Source organism: Streptomyces sp. NBC_01390, assembly GCF_045040105.1.
Taxonomy (GTDB): domain Bacteria; phylum Actinomycetota; class Actinomycetes; order Streptomycetales; family Streptomycetaceae; genus Streptomyces.
This window is the reverse complement of record NZ_CP109551.1, coordinates 5874276-5892422: the sequence shown is the minus strand read 5'-3', so window position 1 is coordinate 5892422 and position 18147 is coordinate 5874276. Positions and strand designations below refer to the sequence as shown.

15 protein-coding genes and 1 tRNA gene are annotated in these 18147 nt (G+C 66.9%); 10 read left to right on the top strand and 6 right to left on the bottom strand.

Annotated features, from left to right (window positions below; translation table 11 throughout):
- Nucleotides 1–178 precede the first annotated feature (178 nt).
- Together OG241_RS26575 and OG241_RS26570 are read left to right on the top strand one after the other, a co-directional pair.
- A complete protein-coding gene (locus OG241_RS26575; RefSeq protein ID WP_060904857.1) occupies nt 179–580 on the top strand; it encodes a nuclear transport factor 2 family protein in 402 nt (133 codons plus the stop codon).
- 126 nt (nt 581–706) lie between these two features.
- Entirely contained in the window at nt 707–1102 is a 396-nt protein-coding gene (locus tag OG241_RS26570) for a nuclear transport factor 2 family protein (RefSeq protein WP_060904843.1), read from the top strand.
- A 245-nt stretch (nt 1103–1347) separates the two neighbouring features.
- On the opposite strand, the gene OG241_RS26565 is transcribed toward OG241_RS26570, so the two are convergent.
- Complete coding sequence (locus tag OG241_RS26565; RefSeq protein ID WP_037727681.1) at nt 1348–1722, bottom strand: helix-turn-helix domain-containing protein; 375 nt, start codon at nt 1720–1722, stop codon at nt 1348–1350.
- Nucleotides 1723–1841: 119 nt separating this feature from the next.
- On the opposite strand from OG241_RS26565, the gene OG241_RS26560 reads away from it, so the two are divergent.
- On the top strand, nt 1842–2120 hold the full coding sequence (locus OG241_RS26560) for a hypothetical protein (RefSeq protein ID WP_405818564.1): 279 nt from the start codon (nt 1842–1844) through the stop codon (nt 2118–2120).
- Nucleotides 2121–2144: 24 nt separating this feature from the next.
- On the top strand, nt 2145–2840 hold the full coding sequence (locus OG241_RS26555) for a DJ-1/PfpI family protein (protein ID WP_405818562.1): 696 nt from the start codon (nt 2145–2147) through the stop codon (nt 2838–2840).
- 132 nt (nt 2841–2972) lie between these two features.
- Here the strand turns inward: OG241_RS26555 and OG241_RS26550 are convergent, their stop codons facing one another.
- On the bottom strand, nt 2973–4919 hold the full coding sequence (locus tag OG241_RS26550; RefSeq protein WP_405818560.1) for an RICIN domain-containing protein: 1947 nt from the start codon (nt 4917–4919) through the stop codon (nt 2973–2975).
- A gap of 792 nt (nt 4920–5711) precedes the next feature.
- Nucleotides 5712–6221, bottom strand: coding sequence for a hypothetical protein (locus tag OG241_RS26545; RefSeq protein WP_405818558.1), 510 nt, complete (start codon nt 6219–6221; stop codon nt 5712–5714).
- A gap of 129 nt (nt 6222–6350) precedes the next feature.
- Between OG241_RS26545 and OG241_RS26540 the strand changes: the two genes are divergently transcribed.
- The 4 genes from OG241_RS26540 to OG241_RS26525 all read left to right on the top strand — a co-directional run bounded on the left by OG241_RS26540 (nt 6351) and on the right by OG241_RS26525 (nt 14951).
- Nucleotides 6351–7118: a FadR/GntR family transcriptional regulator gene (locus OG241_RS26540; protein ID WP_405818556.1), complete on the top strand. Its 768-nt coding sequence runs from the start codon at nt 6351–6353 to the stop codon at nt 7116–7118.
- A 208-nt stretch (nt 7119–7326) separates the two neighbouring features.
- Nucleotides 7327–10485 (top strand): DUF1349 domain-containing protein, encoded by a 3159-nt coding sequence (locus OG241_RS26535; protein ID WP_405818554.1) that lies wholly within the window; start codon nt 7327–7329, stop codon nt 10483–10485.
- Between the two features lie 169 nt (nt 10486–10654).
- Complete coding sequence (locus tag OG241_RS26530) at nt 10655–12997, top strand: right-handed parallel beta-helix repeat-containing protein (protein ID WP_405818552.1); 2343 nt, start codon at nt 10655–10657, stop codon at nt 12995–12997.
- Nucleotides 12998–13769: 772 nt separating this feature from the next.
- Nucleotides 13770–14951: a MalY/PatB family protein gene (locus OG241_RS26525; RefSeq protein ID WP_060904849.1), complete on the top strand. Its 1182-nt coding sequence runs from the start codon at nt 13770–13772 to the stop codon at nt 14949–14951.
- A 478-nt stretch (nt 14952–15429) separates the two neighbouring features.
- On the opposite strand, the gene OG241_RS26520 is transcribed toward OG241_RS26525, so the two are convergent.
- Nucleotides 15430–15981, bottom strand: coding sequence for an OsmC family protein (locus OG241_RS26520; protein ID WP_405818550.1), 552 nt, complete (start codon nt 15979–15981; stop codon nt 15430–15432).
- A gap of 223 nt (nt 15982–16204) precedes the next feature.
- On the opposite strand from OG241_RS26520, the gene OG241_RS26515 reads away from it, so the two are divergent.
- Complete coding sequence (locus OG241_RS26515) at nt 16205–16657, top strand: Lrp/AsnC family transcriptional regulator (protein WP_037727686.1); 453 nt, start codon at nt 16205–16207, stop codon at nt 16655–16657.
- 92 nt (nt 16658–16749) lie between these two features.
- Here the strand turns inward: OG241_RS26515 and OG241_RS26510 are convergent, their stop codons facing one another.
- Together OG241_RS26510 and OG241_RS26505 are read right to left on the bottom strand one after the other, a co-directional pair.
- A complete protein-coding gene (locus tag OG241_RS26510) occupies nt 16750–16905 on the bottom strand; it encodes a hypothetical protein (protein WP_405818548.1) in 156 nt (51 codons plus the stop codon).
- 582 nt (nt 16906–17487) lie between these two features.
- A tRNA-Gly gene (locus OG241_RS26505) sits at nt 17488–17561 on the bottom strand.
- A gap of 347 nt (nt 17562–17908) precedes the next feature.
- Here OG241_RS26505 and OG241_RS26500 point away from each other — a divergent pair.
- Nucleotides 17909–18088, top strand: a complete 180-nt coding sequence (locus OG241_RS26500) for a hypothetical protein (protein WP_405826917.1) — start codon at nt 17909–17911, stop codon at nt 18086–18088.
- Nucleotides 18089–18147: the final 59 nt, after the last annotated feature.

The window sequence follows — 18147 nt, the reverse complement described above, 5'->3', positions numbered from 1 at the left end:
TTTACGTCCCGCTGACAGCAGGGCCGTGAACGCCGGGGCCGCGCGTAACTCCCGGGTAACACCGAGGTCGTGTGTGATGTGCGACACGTCAGTCCATTGGTTACGTTGAGGTGCCTGGTTACCGAGGGTGAGTATGGCGGTGCAGCAGGACGAACTCACCGAAGGAGAGGGACCGGCCATGCGGTCCACCACCGCCCTCAGGATCGCCCGGCAGTACGCCGACGGGGTCTCCGCCAAGGACTTCGCCACAGTCACGGGCTTGTTCGCCGACGACATCGTGTGGCACCAGCCGGGCGACAACCGCTTCTCCGGTTCGCATCGCGGCACGGCCGCGATCGGCGAGATGTTCGGCGGCATGATGACGGTCACCGAAGGGGCGTTCGCGCTGGAGCCGACCAAGGAGCCCATGGCGAACGGCTCACTGGTCGCGGTCCCCGTCCACTTCTCGGCCGAACGGGACGGCGCAGTGATGGGAATCAACCGCGTCGACCTGCTGCGGATCGAGGGCGAGAGCATCGCGGAGGTGTGGCTCTTCTCGGCCGGCCGGCAGGGCGAGGACGAGTTCTGGGGCAATGCCTGAGAACGGTTCCACCGAAACCTGACCGGGCGTCATCGATCCATCCCGAGTCGCGTATGTCGCGCCTCGCATCCAACCTGTAACAGCAAGTCGTACTGCCTCTATGCCAGGGGTATAAGGAGTGTTGTCATGACCAGCAAGAACGTCGACATCGCGAGTGAGTACTTCCAGGCCGTGCGGACGGGTGACTTTCCCAAGGTGGGCGAGCTTCTGGACGAGGGGATCGTCTGGCACCAGCCGGGCGCCAACCGGTTCTCCGGTGAGCACAAGGGGCGCGACGCCGTCTTCGCGATGCTCGGCGGGATGATGGAGGCCAGCCAGGGCTCCTTCGCCATCGACACGGTCCACGCCGTGATGGGCAACGGCGACATGGTGGCCGCCTCGATCCACTTCGCCGGGCGGCGCGAGGACGCCTCCATGAGCATGGACGGCGTGGATGTCCTGCGCCTCAAGGACGGCAGGATCGTCGAGATGTGGCTGTTCTCCGGCGACCAGGTCGCCGAGGACGCCTTCTGGGGACAGTAGGCCGCCCGCATCCTTCCCAGACGGAAGCCGTCCCCGGCACTCCGGTACCGTGCCGGACGGCTTGTTGCGTGGGTTACCAGGCGACCGGCGGCAGGATCCCTCGACTCCGGGCGACTCCGGCGCGAGTTCAGGACGCCGCCCGCACTGTCGGGTCCACCTTCACGACGCTCTGCTCGCCGGTGAGCGCGGCGGACATCCAGTACCGGGGTCCTTCCTGACGCCGAATGCTCACCTCTGGTGACCGGTCACGGACACTGGCGGGCGTCGTAGCTCTCGCGGGCCGCGAGTACTTCGGAGATGTGGTTCTCGGCCCAACTGCCCAATGCATGAATCGGGGCGTGCAGGGTGCGACCCAGTGCGGTCAGCTCGTATTCGACTCTGGGCGGTACCTCGGCGTACACGTGCCGGGTGACGATTCCGTCCCGTTCCAGGTCTCGGAGGGTCTCGGTGAGGACCTTGGAGCTGATGCCGTCGACGGTGGCACGCAGGTCGCGGAAGCGCATGCGGTCGGCACTGAGGGCGATGACCACCATGGCCGTCCACTTGTTGGCGACGCGAGCGAGTGAGGTGCGGGACGGGCAGGTCGCCGTCATGACGTCGAAGGCCGGCAGTTGTGGCATGCGGGACATCCCCTCATCGGTTATGTGAAGGCGACTGGTTACCGGCGACTGGTTACCGGTGGTGAGTGTAGGGCCCCCGCAGGCAGTACTTGACTGAGCTCGGCCGAGGAGAATCGATCGTGGGGCCCATCACCACGCTCGCCGTCACCAACGGCTACGTCGACGTGGTGTCCGCCAAGGACTTCGCGGCGGTCGCCGACATGTTCGCCGACGACACCGCCGGCGTGACGTGGCAGATCAGCTGGCGTCTCCACGCCGATGAGGCGCATGCAGGCGCGGTTCATGAGGGTGTGGCCGGCCCAGGATCGTCCGCAATGCCGTCGCGGGCACGACGCGCAGGCAAACCCTCCACAACCGTGCCGGGAACTATCGGTGGGGCCGAGCCGACCAGTCAGTAGAGAGTTCCCACTAGGAGGTAATCCATGGAACGTCGTACTTTCCTGCAGGCGTCCGCGGTGTCGACTGGGCTGACTGCGGCGGGCGCGCCCCTCGCCGCGGCGGCGTCGCCCTCGACGGCGTCGCCGTTGCGTGTCCAGATTCTGCTCTACGAGGGTGTGGAGGAACTGGATTCCATCGCGCCTTTCGACGTGCTGTCCATAGCCGCCACCATGGGCGGCGCCATCCGGACGACACTGGTGTCGACCAACAAGCCGACCATGGTCACCGCGTCGAGGGGTCTGCGGATCGAGGTACCGCGCGGCTGGTCACCGCAGGATGCCGATGTGCTGATCGTGCCCGGCGGCATGCGGCACGACCAGCCAGGATCGGGCATGCACCGGCTGCTCGCGGACAAGGCGTTCATCCGGCGCCTCGCCGGCGTCGAAGCGATCATGGTCGGGGTCTGCACGGGCGTGATGGCCCTGTCGGCGGCCGGATTCACGCGTGGCAGGCCGGCCACCACCCACTCGGACAGCAGGGCGGCACTCGCCGCACAGGGCGCGAAGGTCGTCAACGCGCGCGTGGTCGATGACGGCGATCTCGTCACGACCGGTGGCATCACCTCCGGCCTGGACGGCGCGGTCTGGCTGGTCGAGCGGTTCTTGGGCGCGCAGTTCGCCAACCAGGTCGAGACCGTTTTGGAGTACGAGCGTCGCGGCACGGTCTGGCGTAACTCGTAGCGCAGCTTGAAGGCTGATCGCTCCCGGCGACGAACGCGCCGAACCGGCGGTGCGCGGTCGGAGCGCTGACCCCGAACGAAGTGGGCAGTGCCGACCAGGCGCACCCCGGTTTGCAGCACGGCGGAGGGCAGGTCAGGACGGGATGATCTGCCATTGCTGCCGTGTCTGTGACGCGTACGGCTGCTGCTCGATGTTGGCTCCGTCGGTGGTGCTGCCCTCGTCGACGCCGAGGGACAGCCCGCTGTAGCGGTTGACGAGGAAGTAGTTTCCGTCACCGGTGGGCGTGACGGCCCAGTGCTGCTGTGGGGCGTTGGCGTCCGCCCAGATGCCGACGTTGCCGCCGTCCGCGCGGGAGAGACCCGCGACCTCCAGGAGCTTGCCGCTGCCCACACCCTTGATCTTGTAGTAGCCGTCGTCGGTCCTGGTGAAGGTCCACTTCTGGTTCGTCTGGTTGAGCCATGGCCACTGATCGACGTTGGTGCCGTTGGCGGTGCGCCCACCCTCCACGTCGGCGACCTTGCCGCTGTGCCGGGCGACCAGCCGGTAGACGGTGCCGTCGCCGGGCAGCGTGGTGGACACCAGCGCCGGTTCGACCGAGCGGCCTCCGATCCTGACGCCGCCGATGTTGGCGTAACCGCCGGTGGCCGCATTGACCTGGATCCGTACGAAGCCCACGTTCCGGTTGGGCCACTCGACCAGTTTGTACTTGCCGTTGCCGGCCCACGTGCCGGTGGCGACCTGGGTGAAGGTGACGCCATCGGTGCTGGTGTGGATGGTGTACGAGGTGATGTCGCCGTCGGTGGAGTTGCTACGGCTCCACTGCTTGGGCAGGTACTCCAGGGTGGAGACGTTGCTCCACACCCCGCCCAGGTCGATGGTGATCGACTGTGGCAGCGGCAGGCTCCAGGTCGACCAGCAGGTTTCGTAGCGGACGTCGCTGAGTCCGTCGATGGCGTTCAGCGGTCCCTCGCCGGTGCGAAAGGCGGTCGCATACGCGTTGACCGGTGTGACCGGGTACTCGGCGCGCGGTGGCTGGGTGGGCAGCGGCGGCCGGGAGGTGTTCGGGCTCCAGGCGGCACCCACCTCGGCGAGCCGGTTGACGACGTTGGTGTCCAGCAGGCCGTTGCGGTTGGGCGGGCAGTTGAGGATGAACGAGGTGTACTTCGGCTCCAGATCGGCCAGATGCGACAGGATCGCGGTTGTGCTCATCAGGCCCTCGGTCGGGGTGGAGGGGTGCCAGAACCAGCCGTTGCTGATGGTCTGCCCCTGCATACCGGCATAGGTGTTGCCCGCCGGCGCCGTGATCCCCAGCGGCTCCTCGAAGAAGATCGCGTCGCTGAGGAAGGGCTCCGTCAGTCCGCCGATGTCGATCATGACGCAGTCCGGCTGCAGCTCCTTCACCAGTGAGCGGATCCGCTGGTAGGAGACGGCCTGCTGACCCATCTGCCATGCGTAACCGTCGGTCATGAACATGTCGATGGTGCCGTAGTTGGTGAGCAACTCGGTGATCTGACCGAGCATGAAGGTCATGTCGCCGGGCTGGATGGCATCGGTGATCTCGAGCCCGGTCACCTTGTGCCGGCTCTCCCATGCCTCGACGCCAAAGGTGCGATCCCAGATCGAGTAGTAGAACCCGACCTTCAGCCCCTTCGCCCGGAAGGCGTCGCAGTACGCCCGCACGACGTCCTGCTTGTAGGAGCTGTTCGCGACGTTCTGGGTGCCATAGGCGCTTGGCCACAGGGCGAAGCCGTCATGGTGCTTGGTGGTCAGGATGCCGTAACCCATCTTCGCGGCAGCCGCCGCGTCGGCCCACTGCGCGCAGTTGACGCTCGGGGGAGCGAAGATGGTTGGGCTCTGGTTGGGTTCGGCCCACTCCTGGTTCGTGAACGTGCCCATGCTGAAGTGGTTGAACATGCCGAAACGCATGTCGACCATCTTGCTCAGGTTGCTCTGTGTGTCCGCGGCGGCCGCCTGCGACAGAAGGCCGGAGAAGCCGGGGAGGACCGGCAGGGCGGTCGCGGCGGTTGCCGCACCCGCGGCGCCGAGAAACGTACGGCGATTCATTCTTGATGAGGGCATGGCCCACTCCTGAGGATCGATGGCATTGATCGCGATGACGACGTGCCAGGTGGCAGTCGACGTCGGCCTGGGTGCCGGGGCACGCACGGATTGTCAAAGTGGCTGTGAAACGGTGCTCCGCCGTCACCTGCCGGCTGGGCAGTGCCAAGTGGAAGGTGACCGCCCGAGGTTGGCGACCGGGCTGTCGTGGGAGGCGTAATCGCCTCGGCGCTGAGCGGCAAACGTGCAGGTCAGGCCTTCCCGCTGCCAGATGCCTCTGGCCGGTTCGCGCCAATGTCACCTGGAAGAGTGGCGCGTCGCGGGACGTGGTGCCGCTCGAGGGCAGGCCGGAAGCTACCTGGCCAGGTGCGGTCGCCATCGGCGGTGTGGATGAAACCGGGATGCGTTGGTCACGGTGCCGGAGCGGCCTGGGCGCGCAATCCGTTGATGAGCAGTGGGACCACACTCAGGAAGGCGGCCGGCACGAGCACTACGGCGCGCCGTGCATCAGGAGCTCCCGCATGGAGAAGGCACGGACGGAGGCCGAAGCCCGCCCTCGGCGGACCGTCACGCCTGCGAGCTTCCCTTCGGTGGCTGACCGGCTCTGACAACGTGCGCTCCTAACTCTTTGCGGGACAACACACGGTGCTGCGGCTCGACAACCGGGCTGATCACCCTCAGACGGCGAGCAGGGGAGAGGCCACCTGCACGGCGTGTGTTTCGCCGGAGTAACATCGGGTCTATTAAGGGGCTTCAGTGCAGAGTCTGTCTAGAGGATCGACAGAAATCCCGTGATCGCGGCTGGTAGTGCACTCAAGCCTCAGGATCAAGCCGCCGAGACGTTGGATGCGCGAGCTCCCGATAGATCGGATGAATAGGGCAGCTGGGGTCCTTGAATGCACCTCTAGACGGGTCATACGCGAGCAACACCAGGACCGCCGCCACGAGCCGCCCGTATCTGCCAGGTGGGTCGGCGAGCCGTCCGGCCAGGTCCCACAGCGCGGTGTCGACCAGCCCCAGCAGGGAGAGCGGTAGTTCCTCCGTGCGGTCCAGCTCCCACATGCGGTGCCAGAGCCATTCCCGCTGCAGGGGATCGTGCCCCACCAGCTCCTCGCGCAGTACGCGGTTCAGCAGGTCCGCCAGGATGACACCGCTGCCACGCCGGGGGGGCATCGCCACCCCCTCGGCCCCGTCGTCCGTGCGGATGCGCAGCACCGCGGCCTCGCCGGTGGACGGGCTGCCGAGGAGTCCGTCTCCCCAGACGAAGGGCGGACTGGCTCCCGGCACCCGGACCGGATGGCACTCGACTTCGGTGATGCGCACGGCTTGTACCCCTTGCACGGGAATGTGCTGTTACGAAAATTTCGTGTGACGTAAGTCGTCATACGAATGCTGTCAAGGAGTTTCCGCGCAGTAGACTCGCCGCCATCCGTATCGGCAAGGGGGACGCGCATGGCCAAGGAGACCACCGGCGGAACGGGGGAGCCTCCTGTTCTCAAGCCCTGGCCCAAGCGTCCGGCCCGGCTGGCCCAGGCCGTCATGGAGAGCCTGACCGACTCGATCGTGTCGGGTGTCATTCCTCCGGGATCGACCCTGCCGGTGGAACCCGAGCTCTGCGAGACGTTCGGCGTCAGCCGGATCACCATCCGCGAGGCGGTCAAGTCCCTGGAGGCCAAGGGGCTGGTCCTTGCCCGGCAGGGCTACGGCACCACCGTCACCCCGCCCGAGGAATGGAACCTCCTCGACCCCGTCGTGCTCGCCGCGACTGTCCAGCACGACGACCAGCTCGTCATTCTTGACCAGTTGGTGGACATCCGGTCGACGCTGGAGGCCCAGATGACGGCCCAGGCCGCGGAGCTGGCCACCGACGACGACCTGCGAGCCATCGAGCGGCTGCTCGACCGGCTCGACGAGGAGACCACCGTCCCGGCACGCTTCATCGAGACCGATGTGGCCTTCCATGACCGGATCCTGCAGGCGTCCCACAACAGGCTCGGCCGTTCCATCATCCGGATTCTCCACGCCCAGGCGCGCACGACGTTCCTGTACAACGGCACACCGGACACGACTGCGTGCGAGCGGGCCAACGCGGAGCACCGCGCAGTCGCCGAGCGGCTGCTGGCCCGGGACCCCGACGGGGCCGCGCAGGCCATGGCCGCACACATCCAGACCGCCTGGAGCCGCCGCCGCCTGCCGAACGGCAGCTCGCCCGCTTCTTGAGAGCACCCTCACCGACTCGCCCCCGAGCCCAACAGCCCGGGGGCGTTCGCATGCCCGGGTCCGGCCCAGTCGGCAGCGCGCGACCTATTGACGAAATTCATATGACGTCTAATGTTGCATCGCCATTTCCCTTCCCCTCCCGTCGCTGGGTTCTCCCCTGCCCGCCATGGCCACCGCAGGCCCCTCTGAACCACCCGGAAGGTGTCACGTGCGAACAACCCGCATCCGTCCCGCGGTTCCCAACCGTTTCAGATCATGGCTGGCCACAGCCGCGGTCCTCACCGCCTCGACCGCCGCGGTCGTCGTCCAGGCGGGCCCCGCCTTTGCGGCCGGCACGACGCTCTACGCCTCCCCGAGCGGCTCCGGGACCGCCTGCTCCGTGAGCCGGCCGTGCTCCCTCACCCAGGCCAAGACCAAGGTGCGGGCGCTCAACAACTCGATGAAACGCGACATCACCGTCGAGCTCGCCGACGGCACCTATCGGCTCTCCGCGCCGCTCGCCTTCACCTCGGCGGACTCCGGCACAGGCGGCCACACGGTGAACTGGAAGGCCGCGCTGGGCGCCCGTCCTGTCGTCACCGGCGCGCAGAAGGCCACCGGCTGGGCGGTACAGGACCCGGCCAGGAACATCTGGAAGAGCAACGTCGGCACCGGCTTCGACACGCGCCATCTGTCCGTCGACGGCGTCCTGGCGACCAGGGCCCGCGCCGAGATCCCCCGCTCGGCCCTGACCGCGACCACCAGCGGCTACACGTTCACCAACAGCTCGCTGAGCTACCTCAACAGCCTCGCGCAGCCCGGCCGGACCGAGATCCACGGCATCGGATCCTTCACCGACCGCTATGCCCCGGTGACCGGCATCAGCAGCGGCACCATCACCATGGCCCAGCCCTCGTGGAACAACAACACGTTCGGCTACGACACCCTGACGAGCCCCTTCCGGGCCGGCCCCCTCTACATCGAGAACGCCTACGAATTCCTCGACACGGCCGGCGAGTGGTACCTCGACACCGCTACCGGCACCCTGTACTACAAGCCGCTCGCCGGGCAGGACATGAGCACGGCCGACGTCGAGGTGCCGAAGCTGGAGTCGCTCATCGGCGTCGGAGGGACCTACTCCTCCCCCGCCACCCACATCGCCTTCTCAGGACTGCAGTTCTCGGGCACCAGCTGGCTGGACCCCACCACTCACGGTTACGCCAGCCAGCAGACCGGCGCGTACCTCTCTGGTACCTGGGACCGCCCCTCGGACGCGCTGACCTCGTGTCAGAGCGGCTGCCCGCTCTTCGAGGCGGCACGTCCGCACTGGGAGCAGATGCCCTCCGCGGTCCAGGTCTCGGCCGCCGACCACATCACGTTCACCGGCAACCGGTTCACCCAGCTCGGACAGAACGCACTCGGCATAGGCAACGACGCCAACGCCCACACCACCGGCGTAGGACTCGGCGCCCGCGCCCTCACCGTGACCGGCAACGTCTTCACCCAGGACGCGGGCGGCGGTATCGCCGTCGGCGGCGTTCGGGCGGACGCGCACCACCCCAGTGACAGGCGGATGACCAACCGGGACATCACGCTGAGCAACAACCTCATCCATGACGTGGCGCTGGAATACCGCGACATGTCGGCCATCCTCGTCACCTACGTGAACGGCGCGACCGTCTCGCACAACGAGGTGTACAACCTGCCCTACTCCGGCCTCACCATCGGCTACGGCTGGGGCGCCAACGACATCGGCGGCAGCCAGGACTACGTCAACCGGGGCCTGTACAACTACCAGCCCATCTACAAGACGGCGACCACCGCTGCGAACAACCACGTCACCGACAACTACATCCACGACCTCATGCAGCAGATGACCGACGGCGGCTGCATGTACACCCTGTCGGCGTCACCGGGCAGCACCTTCGAACGCAACTACTGCCACAGCAACAACGGTTGGTTCGGCTTCTACCACGACGAGGGCTCCCGGAACTTCACGGACACCAACAACGTCTTCCGCAACACCGGCGAATGGGGCCATGAGAACAGCAGCGCCACCAACAACACCGGCGCCCTGACCCTGACCGACAACTGGACGAACAACAGTTCCGCGAACATCACCAACACCAACGGCCGCGGTGACGTGGTCAGCGGCACCGTCGTCGTCAGCGACGGCAACTGGCCGTCAGCGGCCAGGACGGTCATGAACAACGCCGGTATCCAGCCCCGGTACCGCCCGCTGACCACCGACCCTGTCAGCTCCCCCTACAGTGCCCACTCCTCCACCCCCGCCACCACCGGCCAGAGCGGCGGCCACTTCACGATCACCGACGCGGGCGAGGACATCTGGGGTGCCGGCGGACAGCACGAGGACGAGTACGGCACCATCTTCCGAAACGGGGCAGCTGTCGACGGCACGTCGGTGACCGCCCGGGTCGACAGCCTGGACAAGACCAGCGGCTGGGCCAAGGCCGGCGTCGTCCTGCGCAACGACCTCACGGACGACGGCTCCTCCGCCGGTTACGCGGCTGTGGTGGTGACCCCGAACCACGGCGTCAGCTTCCAGCGGGACTCCAACGCCGACGGCTACCTCGACCAGCTCACCTCCACCGCTGCCACCGTCAAGGCGCCGGTCTGGGTGCGGCTCACCCGCACTGCCACCCAGGTGTCCGCCTACTACTCAACCGACGGAGCCACCTTCACTCAGGTCGGCTCGACGGTGACCCTGCCGTCCATGGCGACCACACAGGACGCCGGCGTCATCCACACCGCCCACAGCACCACCGCAGGCAGCGCGACCTTCAGCAACCTGCAGATCATCACCTCTCCCTACAAGGCATACAACTCGATTCCGGCCGCCGTCAGCCAAAGCGGCGCAGTGACCTCCCTGACGAGCGCGGGCATCGACATATGGCGCTCCGGCACGGCATACGACGACGAGTATGCCGCCGCCTACCGGACGGGGGCCGCCGGAACGTCCTCGACCGTCACCGTCCGCGTCAACAGCCAGGACAAGACCAACAGCTGGGCCAAAGCCGGCCTGATGCTGCGCAACGACATCGCCTCCGCCGGCTCGTCCACCGGGTACCTCGTCCTCGCCGCCACCCCCGGCAACGGAATCACCCTGCAGTGGGACTCCAACGGTGACGGCTACCTCGACACCAACACCACCAAGACCGGAAGCGCCACCGTCGCCCCGGTCTGGCTCCGCCTGGTCAGGAGCGGCACGTCGGTCACCGGCTCCTACTCCGCCGACGGCACCACTTGGACCACTGTCGGCACCGCGACGCTGACCGGGGCAAACAGCACCCTGGACGCGGGCATGTTCTCCACGGCCCACGCTGGCAGCATCGGCACCGCGACCTTCAGCCAGTTCTCCGTCAGCTGACCAAGCGGTTCGGGTCACGATCTCCGAAACACACTCCGTGTGCCGGTGAAGCCTCCGCACCGGCACACGCAACACCGTCATGTCCGGGCGGACCTGCGTACGGCATGGCCACGCGTACACGGCATCGAGCGTGCCGCACCCATCCCAGACACGAGTCGAAAGTGAGTTGATGAGCAAACACAGAGTGGTCGCGGGCGCCATGGCGGCGGTTGTGCTGGCTGCTGGGCTGGTGGTCAGTGGTACGGCGAAGGCAGCAACAGTGTGCACCTTCTACGTCTCCGCATCGGGCAGCGACGGTAACGCCGGAACCTCACCGGACCGCCCGTGGGCGACCTTGGAACGGGCGCGGGACCACATCCGACAGCACGAGCTCAACAAGGACATGCGGGCCGACCTCGGCGTCTGCCTGCGCGGGGGCCGGCATACCCGGACGGCCACCTTCAACCTGACCGAGGCGGACTCGGGTTCCAACGGGTTCAAGGTCGTCTACCAGGCGTATCCGGGTGAGACGCCCATAGTTGACGGTGGTAAGGCCGTCACGGGCTGGAAGCGGGTAACCGACCAGCCTTACTTCGTGGCCGACGTACCGGAGTCGGCGGGCTACGCCGACTACTTCCGGCAGCTCTACGTCGGCGGCCGGCGGGCTCAGCTGGCGATGGGCAAGGGCATCAAGGGCAGCGGCTTCTTCGATGACGCATCGATCCCCAACCCGCCGGCCAATCCGGAGCGGCCGACCCGCTCCTACGACGGCGTGCGGTTCCCGGCGGCCGGCGTTGCGGCGTACACCAACGTCGGCGACATGCGGCTGCTGCACATCGCGATCGGCTTCAAGATCGACTACTTCCCCGTCGTGGACATCAGCGCGAGCGGCGCCGATAAGCGGGTGCGCCTGGCACAGCCGCACTTCCAGGCGCGGCTGAACCGCGACGACGGCTTCTCTCTGGACTACGACGACACGTTCTACGTGCTCAACGCGTTCGAGGAGCTGGACTCCCCCGGCGAGTGGTACCTGAACCGGGCGACGAACAAGGTGTACTACTACCCGCGGGCGGGAGAGGACGTCAACCAGGCCGGGGCGTATGTGCCGGTGGTGGAAACGCTGGTGAACGTGGCCGGGTCCAGCCCGTCCGCGAAGGCGAGCGCGATCGCGTTCGACGGCATCACGTTCGAGCACGGCAACTGGCTGCTGCCTCGGGACCGGTTCATCGGCGGCTCGCAGGCGGAGGCGCAGTACGCGGACGACCCCTTCAAGGATCCGAACTACGACGGCTACGGCGGCGAGGTGCCCGGTCAGATCAAGCTGACCAACGCCCGCGGCATCACCTTCACCGACAACACCGTGCGCGAGATGGGCAGCGGCGGACTGCAGTTGCTGACCGGAGCCGAGGACGTCACTGTCACCGGCAACGTCTTCCACAACCTGACCGCCGCCGGGGTCATCGCCGGCCGGTGGATGGACGTGCACGTCGACGGCGCCCGGCGCACCAAGAATGTGACGATCAGCAACAACGTCGTGACCGACATCGGTGACGACTTCTTCCCGGCGACCGGGATCAGCCTGATGAACACCTACAACGTGGCGGTCACCCACAACCTCGTCTACGACATCGCGTACATGGGCTTCCATCAGCGCAAGGCGGAGGAGACCAGCCTCCTCGACGGGGTGGACGGGATCGGCAGGACGACGTTCAGCCACAACGAGGTGTACAACGCCACGTCCAAGGTGCCTTGGGGGGTGCACGACTCGGGGGCCGTCTACTCGTTCGGGTCGTGGCCGGGCAGCGAGGTCAGCCACAACTACGTGCACCACTCGACGTCGACCGCGAACTACTACAGCGACAACCAGAGTCACCAGACCCGCTGGGACTACAACGTCGGAAAGGGCGGGCGGTTCGACTTCTCTCCGCGTTACCGCCAGCCCCTGTCGGTGTACGCGTCACACAACTACACCGACTTCGCCGACAACTGGCTCAACGGGGCGATCTACGACGGCGACGGGCGGCCGCACGTGGTGACAGACGGGGCGTGGCCGGCCGAGGCGCGGACCATCATGAACCAGGCGGGCCTGGAACCGGAGTACGCAGCGCTGCGGTGGAAGGTGCCCAGGGAGAACCTGGCCGACCACTCCACCCTGTCGCAGAGCAGTTCCTGGGACAGCGGCCTCGGCAAGCTGTGGGACGGCGTCACCGAGACCGGCGAGGCCAGCTCAAACGTGAACGAGTCCTGGGTGCAGTTCGATCTCGGTGCGGACTACGAGCGGTTCGCCTTCACCATCCAGCAGGACAACTGCTGCACCTGGATGACCAGCCACTGGAAGGTGCAGCGGTGGAGCGCCGGCCAGAACGCCTGGATCGACATCATGCCCTACCAGGCGATCAACACGGCGGCGCCGGTCGTCTACCGACCGTCGGCCAACGTGGCCACCACCAACATCCGGCTCTACGTGCGCAACAGCAACCAGAACGGAAAGGTCGGCGTACAGGAGTTCAACGCGACCGGCGTGCGGAAGTAGCGGCCTCGACGTCACGCGGCGGGCAGGCGCACCGGGTCGTGCGCCTGTCCGGCCGCCTTCTGTGGAACCGCGCGTTGGGCGACCATCACATGGGGTCAAGGCCCCTCCGAGGTGTTCGGATGGGGAGCTGAGCCGCCGGGCGCCGAGCGATGGCAGATGAGGGCAGCAGCCGGAGCAATTCGGCGGTTCTGGCATGAGATCTGGAAGGACGCTGGCGCGGTCGAGGCCGCCGCTGTGGCTGCAGGGAGAGCGACGGGGACCGGTCCCCGAGACGCCGTGGTGCACGGTTCCCAGACGTTTGGGGACGGGGATGCGACGTTCATCGGGGACCGGTCCCCCTAACAGCTCGTCACGGGGACCGTCCCTTTTCCGCTGCACGGTCCCCGGCCTGCTGCGCCTGCACCTCCTGCCGACCTTCGGCGGCAAGGACCTGGACATGATGGGCGAAGCCCAGCTCGGCAGCGATCGCGCGGGTGCTTCCGGCCGCGACGCCCTCCCTCATGAGGCCGGTCGAAGTCCTTCGGTTGCCTCAAGACCAGAGGCGTCCTTGTGACGTGACCCTGGGCTTGCGACTGGAGGACGGCGGCATCGGGACAGCCCGTGCTCGGCAGGATCGCTGCGTTGAGCGGGAGACCCAGAGCAGGAGTCGCAACCGGCAGGCGCAACTTCCTTGCTGAATCGCGATCCACAATGGGTAACTCTTTGCCGCTTCGGCAGCAGATAGCATAAGAAAGGCAAACAATGCGCGCGGCATGCGGTCTATTTTCGCTTCATGGATGACGCGTTGAAGGACCTCCCTGGAGCTCGCGGCGTGAACCCGCTGCGGCAGCTGTCTCTGGAGCAGTTGCGACAGCGCACGAGTATGAAGTGGAAGACCTACCAGGACGACGTATTGCCCCTGTGGGTGGCGGAGATGGACGTGCCGGTCGCCGGGCCCGTAGCACGAGCCATCCACAGTGCGGTGGAGCGCGGAGATACCGGGTATCCGGCCGGAACCGCCTATGCCGAGGCATTCGCGGACTTCGCCGCGCGACGTTGGGACTGGGACGACCTGGCTGTTGAGCGGACGGCGATCGTCCCTGACGTGATGCTGGGCATCGTCGAGATGCTCAAGTTGGTCTCCGGTCACGGGGATCCCGTCGTGGTCAACTGCCCTGTGTATCCGCCCTTCTATCAGTTCATCCGCAACGACGGCCGGCCGGTTGTCGAGGCGCCGCTGACCGAGGAAGGGCGGATCGACCTGACCACCCTGGAGGTCGCGTTCCAGGAAGCCACCGGTCGCGGCGGGCGGCCGGTGTATCTGCTGTGCAGTCCGCACAATCCGACCGGCACCGTACACACCGCCACTGAACTGACCGATGTTGCCGAGCTTGCGCGCAGGTACGCCGTGCGCGTCGTGGCGGACGAGATCCACGCTCCCATCGTGGCTGCCGGAACGTCCTTCGTTCCTTACCTGAGCGTGCCGGGCGCGGAGAACGGCCTGTCGGTGATGTCCGCCTCCAAGGCATGGAACCTGGCCGGTCTCAAAGCCGCCCTCGCCATCGCCGGCCCCGAGGCCGCCGACGACCTGGCCCGCCTCCCCGAGGAAGTCAGTCACGGCCCCAGCCACCTCGGCGTCATCGCCCACACCGCGGCCCTACGGGAGGGCGGTGCCTGGCTCGACAGCCTGCTGGCCGGACTGGACGAGAACCGTCAGCTGCTCGGCGATCTACTGTCCACCCACCTGCCCGCCGTGCGCTGCCGCCCAGGCCAGGCCACCTACCTGGCCTGGCTGGACTGCCGGAAACTGGCCCTTGGCAACGACCCGGCGGCCGTCTTCCTGGAACGAGGCCGGATCGCCCTCAACTCCGGGATGGCCTTCGGGTCTGGCGGAGCGGGGTTTGTCCGTATGAACCTGGCCACCTCCCCGGAAATCCTCGCCGAAGGAGTCCGCAGGATGGCCTCCGTACTGTGAGCTCGTCGACTCGAAAGGGACGTGATGGGTAGCCTCTGCGGTCCGCTCAGCAGGACTGCGTGGGTAGCCGCCCGTCCTGTGCGCCGCCGCAGAGCCGTGCCGCGTCTTGGAGGCCGGCCCATGCGATCCGTCTTGGGCCACTCTTGGTCTCATTGACGAACTCCCGATCCCCCAGCAGGGGGTCCCATCCAGGCAGGGCGAGAAGAGTGCCTGGGCATTCGGTCGGTTCCGCGCGTCTCTCAGCCCGTTGGCATCTCAGCGATGAGCGATGAGCCCATGCGCAGTTGAGGGAAACAGGCGCTCCTGAGCCCGGATACCGCCGTGCGGGGTCTCCGGGCTCCTCCTGCGGATGCCCACCCTGGAAGACACCGGCGCACGTGGCTGACCCGCCGTCCGATGCCGCTGTCGGGCGGATGCGGGCAGCGGGTCGTGCGCCGCGACTGTCCTTTACCGTTCGGGCGTCCGGGCTGTCGCGTGCTCAGACAAGCGTGGTGACGACGTCGACCGGGTTAACGAGGGTGTCGCGGATGGGCGAACGGCTCTCGACGAGGGAGATCAGCTCCTCGAGCTGCTCGCGGGTGGCATCAGGGGCCTCGATGTGGACGCGAACGCGCAGCTGCTGCACGCCCGGACGGATTCCGGTGTCGATACCGAGGAACCCGCGCAGGTCGATGTCGCCTTCGAGCTCCAGCCGGAAGCTCTTGAGCTCGATGCCGCGCGAGGCTGCGTTGGCGGTGAGCGTGACGGTGTAGCAGCCTGCCAGCGCCTGCAGAACGTACTCCGCGGGCGAGACCGCGGTGTCGGTGCCCAGCAGCGCGGTCGGCTCGTCGCTGGTCATCGTGTACTTCGCCACACGCTGCTCGTCGCGCTCACCGCCCTGTGTCAGGGCGCCGGTCTGCGCCCTGATCCGGAAACCGCCCTGCCACGTACCGTCGACAGCGAAGGTGACCTGGCCGAGCTTGGGAGTAGCCCGAACCGCGTCGATGGTCTCCTGCAGAGCCTTTACGTCGATCTCGTTGACTACGGACATCAGTACTGGTTCCTCCGATTGGCGCGGGGCGGTCAGGGTGAGCGATGGCCGCGGCCATCGGACCGCCACTCAGGACTGAGAAATGTGTCGCGGCGCGGTGCACACCTCGCCCCTGGAGAAGCAGTCGACCGCGCCAACTCTCTAAGACGAGGCTAGGCGGAATCGACCGCTATATTCTTGCGACCTTTGCTAGCAGCCAGACGGATTGGGGAGAGAGTTGCCCATTGACCGGGTAGATCGCGAAATTCTTGCGGAGCTACAGAAGGACGGCCGCCAGACGATCACAGAACTGTCGGAGAAGGTCCGGCTGAGCATCTCGCGTTGCCAGCGGCGGCTGCGCGAGCTCGAGCGCTCAGGCGTGATTCGCGGATACAAGGCAGTGCTGGATCCGGAGGCGATGGGACTCGGCTTCGAAGCGCTGGTCTTCGTGACGCTGCAGCGGGAGGACCAGTCGACGCTGGCGGCCTTCGACGAGGCCGTCGCCGCAATTCCCAACGTTCTGCAGGCACAACGCCTTTTCGGCGATCCCGATTGCCTCCTGCACGTCGTGGCCGTCGACCTCGCCGACTACCGGAAGCTCTACGAAGGGCAACTGACCAGGCTGCCAGGTGTACAGAAACTGACGTCCACCATCGTCATGAAACAGATCGTCGAGGCGCGCCCACTCCCCACCTGAGACGACACCCGCCACCCCGCTCGGCACTGGGCCCCAATGCCGGCACGAGCGGCCCTGGTGGTGTTGGCGCTGACGCCGGTGGAGGACCTGCGTCAGCGGCGGTTGCCCCCTGCGGCGCGGGGGTCAGGTCGCGTGTCGTGGACCAGTTGTAAGGTTTCGTCGAAGCGCTTGGTGGCATGGAGCCGGGCGTCGTAGGCGGGCCAATCGCGGTCACCGGTGATGGCGAAGCCGATCCAGGCATTGTGCATGATGTCGGCGAGTGCTCCGAGGGCACGGAGCCGATCAGGCCGGCGAAGCGCAGATTGTCGAAGACAAAGGCGAGTTCACTCGCGCGGCAGGCGCCGAGTCGGCCATCAAAGGTGGGCGACTGCAGAGCGCCCAGACGCTTCTCCACCGAGGTGACCACGCATTCCATGCGCGGGCGCACCGTCCGCAGCCGCGGGGACCGGGAAGACTTCGTCACACCCGGTCAACACGACCAGCCCAGAACCGGACACGGCCAGGCAGCAACTCCACCCGACTCGGCCACCCGCGAAGTACGGAGTTGGCGTCGGCGTTCAGGGAGCCGCCAGCGAAGGGCCGCGCACGCCGCCTTCGTGAACTGCTGCTTTGCGTAAGCGACTTGGCAGACATGGCACTCAGTGGTGACGCAGGTCACATGAAATGCGTCTCGCTATTTGAGACGTATGTAGGTCGCACCATCCGAAGTGGCCTGCGAATGCCCCGGAGCTGGCCGTTTCGCCTCGACTTAGGGCACGCGAGGGGCACGTCACCGTGAAATTGGTCTAGACAACAACCAAGCCCCAGGTCACTGACCTGGGGTTTCATCATGGAGCGGGTGACGAGAATCGAACTCGCACTCTCAGCTTGGGAAGCTGATGTTCTACCACTAAACTACACCCGCGTAAGACGCCGGTCAGACCGGTGTCCGAATGCTCAGTCACTCTACCGTACGCCAGGCCCCCGGCGCCGAAGCCCTGGGGCCTGCCCCCGTTTCCGGGGGATTCCGGGGGTGTTCCAGGTGTGGACGGGGCCTGTTCCTGACGTGAACCGGACGCGTTTTCGCGGCGTGACCCGGCTGCGGGTGGCCGGAGTTGGGGCGTACGGTGGGGGCGCGGAAGAGGGGTCGGGCAGGATCGGGCGGGATCGGAGTGCCGCCTGCAGGGCCGCCCTTTTCGTCCCGTAATGTGACGGTCCTCGTCGGTCTCGACAGTGACCGGCGACGGCTCTTGGGGAAGGGACTCTGAGGACTTGATCGAGCGCACCGTCGTCCGTTGTGCCGAAGGGCACGTGTTCAGCACCGCTTCGTTCCCGATGCAGCAGGCCGAGCGGCTCGGCCCCGGCCGGCTGGTCCGGTGTCCGCGCTGTGCGCGGCTCCGCAGTGTGGTGCCGGTGACGTTGGAGCAGCAGCGGAGCAGCACCAGTCAGTAGGTCGGCACATAGCAAGTGAAGTGGAAGCAGTGCAGGCGCGCGGAACCGGCCGGTGGTGT

What these genes read in the sequence shown, in the direction of transcription:
- OG241_RS26555 (WP_405818562.1), top strand. Translation starts at nt 2,145, where the DNA reads ATGGAACGTCGTACTTTCCTGCAGGCGTCCGCGGTGTCGACTGGGCTG.
- OG241_RS26520 (WP_405818550.1), bottom strand. Translation starts at nt 15,981, where the DNA reads ATGTCCGTAGTCAACGAGATCGACGTAAAGGCTCTGCAGGAGACCATC.
- OG241_RS26510 (WP_405818548.1), bottom strand. Translation starts at nt 16,905, where the DNA reads ATGCACAATGCCTGGATCGGCTTCGCCATCACCGGTGACCGCGATTGG.
- OG241_RS26565 (WP_037727681.1), bottom strand. Translation starts at nt 1,722, where the DNA reads ATGCCACAACTGCCGGCCTTCGACGTCATGACGGCGACCTGCCCGTCC.
- OG241_RS26570 (WP_060904843.1), top strand. Translation starts at nt 707, where the DNA reads ATGACCAGCAAGAACGTCGACATCGCGAGTGAGTACTTCCAGGCCGTG.
- OG241_RS26525 (WP_060904849.1), top strand. Translation starts at nt 13,770, where the DNA reads ATGGATGACGCGTTGAAGGACCTCCCTGGAGCTCGCGGCGTGAACCCG.
- OG241_RS26550 (WP_405818560.1), bottom strand. Translation starts at nt 4,919, where the DNA reads ATGCCCTCATCAAGAATGAATCGCCGTACGTTTCTCGGCGCCGCGGGT.
- OG241_RS26530 (WP_405818552.1), top strand. Translation starts at nt 10,655, where the DNA reads ATGAGCAAACACAGAGTGGTCGCGGGCGCCATGGCGGCGGTTGTGCTG.
- OG241_RS26540 (WP_405818556.1), top strand. Translation starts at nt 6,351, where the DNA reads ATGGCCAAGGAGACCACCGGCGGAACGGGGGAGCCTCCTGTTCTCAAG.
- OG241_RS26575 (WP_060904857.1), top strand. Translation starts at nt 179, where the DNA reads ATGCGGTCCACCACCGCCCTCAGGATCGCCCGGCAGTACGCCGACGGG.